The sequence below is a fragment of the uncultured Endozoicomonas sp. genome, from assembly GCF_947495845.1.
In the GTDB taxonomy this organism is placed as follows: Bacteria; Pseudomonadota; Gammaproteobacteria; order Pseudomonadales; family Endozoicomonadaceae; genus Endozoicomonas.
In genome coordinates this window covers 1-3,133 of sequence record NZ_CANMAO010000065.1, presented here as the reverse complement: position 1 = coordinate 3,133, position 3,133 = coordinate 1, and the positions used below count along the sequence as shown (strand labels likewise).

Sequence of the window (3,133 nt, the reverse complement as noted above, 5' to 3'; positions counted from 1 at the left end):
TCATTGTTCTATCAAATAGTGCTTACGACAATTTTCTGATAATGGATTGTGTCGCATATTCATCGGGAGTGGCTGGTATACGACCGGTTCATTTTAATGGGTACAGCAACAATCTGTCCCTGAAGGTGGATCAGAAAGCATTCAATGTTAGCGACAAAGGTCCTGACCCTGAGAAATTGTATCTGAAGCGGATAACTCAGCGATCAAGGAGCAAGCTGGGGTGTCACTGTGCAATTTGCGGTAAACAGGATGGTGTAGAGATGCACCATATCCGGCATATCCGCAAGATGGGTCAGGAAGTCAAAGGCTTTAGCAAGGTAATGGCGCAAATAAACCGGAAACAAATACCGGTCTGTCGTGACTGTCACATGAAGATACATGCCGGAAAATACGACGGCATGAAACTTTCGGAACTAGCTGATCAGGCACTGGCTATGTGGTAAATCTGCAAGATGTTAATGCTGGAGAGCGTAGTGCATTGAAAGATGCATGCTGCGTTCGGGGGCAGGCTGTTGGTTGCCAGCTTGGGAAGTTCAGCAACCTCGAACTTTCATACAAGTCACGGTGCTGGCAGTCGAGCCTACTCGACAAAGTCTGCGTACAGATAAACCGGAATGTCTGCAGCCGGGCGGATCATGAGTTAGCCTGAAGAGCATGAATCAGGATGGCCGCCTGTTCCGGCGTTGCTTCCACCTGAATGTTGTTAATGTGAATCACCAGCGTTGTCGGCAGTTTGTCTGGCTTTTGTGTTACCACGGCCAGAGGGATGATTTTGCTTTCTGGCTGCTGGGAGAGTTTACGTTTCCAGTAGCTCAACTGATGAATGTTCAGTTGGTGTTGCTTGCACCACTCAGTTTGACTCAGGCCAGACTGCTGCCAGTTGTTGACTCTTTGCTGCCATAGCTCTTGGAGTTGTTTGCGCTGTACTGTTTTCATCGGGGATCTCCGAGGTGAAAGCAGTATTATTTGGAAATTAATACAAAGAGTTAATGTGTGGGGAATTTACCGCTTACAGAAATAACATGGCAGGAATAAAATTAAACTGACCACCGAACGTGCTGAGACACCACCAACGGTTTTCACGAAAGTACATATGCACCTTAACCTCTACGGAGAAGACCTATCCGTAAAAATGGTGGAACGCGCTCTGCAGCTAACTTTTGAAAAACATTGCTCAGTATCCATCATGATTCGTTCTGACACCGAAGTAACCTGGGGTTATACCATTCACGATGCATAACAAGGTACGCTGCATCCGATATGAGGTATAGTGCATCAGCCACTGCTTCACCTTTGATGCAGCATCAGAGTTTTTTCAATCCTAAAATGATAAGTTCCACTGCCAAATTAAGCGGCACCCGGTGGAGGGCGAAGCCCGGAATGAACTTGAATTTATCGTTGCAATCTATCCTTATTCGTTATGTTGCGTTGTTGAGATTTACTGCGCCGATTTATCTAACACGTTGATTTTAAAGCATTAAGTTTCACTTGAGCTTGAAATTTTATACGGTCTCACATTAATGTGGAAATCCTCCCCTTTACGAGACCTTTTAATAGGCCTATTATATGGTCATATAGAAAAGGAGAAGACCTATGGCTTCTAACATTTTGACAGATATTGCTGCAAGCATCTCTGAACTTAAAGCCAATCCTATGAAAGTTGTAGCTAGCGGCGAAGGCTTACCGATCGCTGTGCTGAACAGGAATGAGCCTGCGTTTTATTGCGTTCCCGCTAGAGCTTATGAAGCAATGATGGAACTGATTGAGGATATGGAACTTTTAGATCTCGTCAAAGAAAGAGCTGACGAAGAATCAGTAAAGGTTTCACTTGATGATTTATGAGCTTGAGTTCAAAAAGTCAGCCTTGAAAGAATGGAAAAAACTCAACCCAGCAGTGAAAGAGCAGTTTAAAAAAGCTCTTGAACGTAGACTATCCACCCCTCATGTTCCTACTGCAAAAGTTTCTGGTGCTCCAAACCTCTATAAAATAAAATTAAGGCAGCTCGGATACAGACTTGTATATTCTGTTTCAGACAAGACCATCACTATTTCCGTTATTGCTATCGGTAAGCGAAATAGAAATGAAGTCTATCAAGTTGCATTATCCCGGTTATTGAATTAGCAACATAACTATTATTATCCCCTGCTACCTGCGGACTGTTTCCACCTAACACTCAGATACTGAGTATTTACAATTTCAGCTATTCTAACTGAACTCAACCTTTATAGGAGCAACCCTCCATTTGAAAGAAAGCGGTTGGAGTTTCTGATCGTGAACATCCTGATAGTTCTCTGTTGAGAGCATCAGGTCTATACGGGGAGTCTACTGAAAAAATGAAAGGTATAACATACATGCAAGATTCAGGCTTATCTGATGTAGTGGGAGATTCAAACGAATTCAACCAAAATATCACTCAAATCAAGCAACGGATTACAATTATTAAGATTATCAGAAGCCCTACTGAACAGTTCAGTGTCTCAAGACTGCTCCTGCTAAATAATTATTTCGTACTCAAAATCCAATAAGATTATTGATCGATTACTGCTAAAAAACAGTTCCCAGAATACATCATTATTAGCCTAAGAATACAGTTCAGCACTCCCCTAACTGACCCCAATAATATAATATAATCTCAAAAATCAAATAACACTCCTTCCTTCATCAATACTCATGAACAACAACTTAATATTAAAAATATCATATTCAATCATGATACATATTCAATTAAAAAAATATCAGATCATCAGAAATCAAAAACCTTGAGATGCAAGCAAGGACAAAGTAATGACATGCGTCATGTCATTACTTTGCAATGGACACAGCTATTCAGCTGTGTGGTTGCGCTGTCGTTTTACTCCAGCGCAAAAAAATAAATACTTTCGTTTTCCCATTAATTTAAATGATATGATGGATACAACATTCAGAGAACGAACCATGAAAGAAATAAAACAAACACAGCTCCAAATCCGAATAACCACTCATGAAAAGTCAAAATTAAAAACAATAGCTGACAACTCTAATCTTTCAATGTCTGATTACATCAGATCTCTCATAAACCAGCAATTCCCGCTCTTTCCTGAAGCCTCACAGCTGCAAGATGTACAGAGGAGGTAGAAAAACACAGCCCGCACA

Annotated in this window: 5 protein-coding genes; 4 read left to right on the top strand and 1 reads right to left on the bottom strand. The window is 41.3% G+C overall.

What is annotated here, in order from left to right:
* Positions 1 to 443: HNH endonuclease signature motif containing protein (locus Q1B11_RS20000; RefSeq protein WP_299735740.1), on the top strand; the 443-nt coding region annotated here is incomplete at its 5' end.
* Positions 444 to 633: 190 nt separating this feature from the next.
* On the opposite strand, the gene Q1B11_RS19995 is transcribed toward Q1B11_RS20000, so the two are convergent.
* Entirely contained in the window at positions 634 to 936 is a 303-nt protein-coding gene (locus Q1B11_RS19995) for a hypothetical protein (protein WP_299735738.1), read from the bottom strand.
* Positions 937 to 1,036: 100 nt separating this feature from the next.
* On the opposite strand from Q1B11_RS19995, the gene Q1B11_RS19990 reads away from it, so the two are divergent.
* The 3 genes from Q1B11_RS19990 to Q1B11_RS19980 all read left to right on the top strand — a co-directional run bounded on the left by Q1B11_RS19990 (position 1,037) and on the right by Q1B11_RS19980 (position 2,122).
* Positions 1,037 to 1,240, top strand: a complete 204-nt coding sequence (locus Q1B11_RS19990) for a hypothetical protein (RefSeq protein WP_366139498.1) — start codon at positions 1,037 to 1,039, stop codon at positions 1,238 to 1,240.
* Between the two features lie 353 nt (positions 1,241 to 1,593).
* Positions 1,594 to 1,842 carry a type II toxin-antitoxin system Phd/YefM family antitoxin gene (locus tag Q1B11_RS19985; protein WP_067522621.1) on the top strand — a complete coding sequence of 83 codons (249 nt, stop codon included), beginning with the start codon at positions 1,594 to 1,596 and terminating at the stop codon, positions 1,840 to 1,842.
* Positions 1,832 to 2,122 carry a type II toxin-antitoxin system RelE/ParE family toxin gene (locus Q1B11_RS19980; protein WP_299735733.1) on the top strand — a complete coding sequence of 97 codons (291 nt, stop codon included), beginning with the start codon at positions 1,832 to 1,834 and terminating at the stop codon, positions 2,120 to 2,122. The genes Q1B11_RS19985 and Q1B11_RS19980 overlap by 11 nt, the downstream gene beginning before the upstream one ends.
* The last annotated feature ends 1,011 nt before the right edge of the window (positions 2,123 to 3,133 follow it).

Bases quoted from the DNA above. Each gene is read 5' to 3' on its own strand.
- Q1B11_RS19995 (WP_299735738.1), bottom strand. From the start codon at position 936: ATGAAAACAGTACAGCGCAAACAACTCCAAGAGCTATGGCAGCAAAGA.
- Q1B11_RS19985 (WP_067522621.1), top strand. From the start codon at position 1,594: ATGGCTTCTAACATTTTGACAGATATTGCTGCAAGCATCTCTGAACTT.
- Q1B11_RS19980 (WP_299735733.1), top strand. From the start codon at position 1,832: ATGATTTATGAGCTTGAGTTCAAAAAGTCAGCCTTGAAAGAATGGAAA.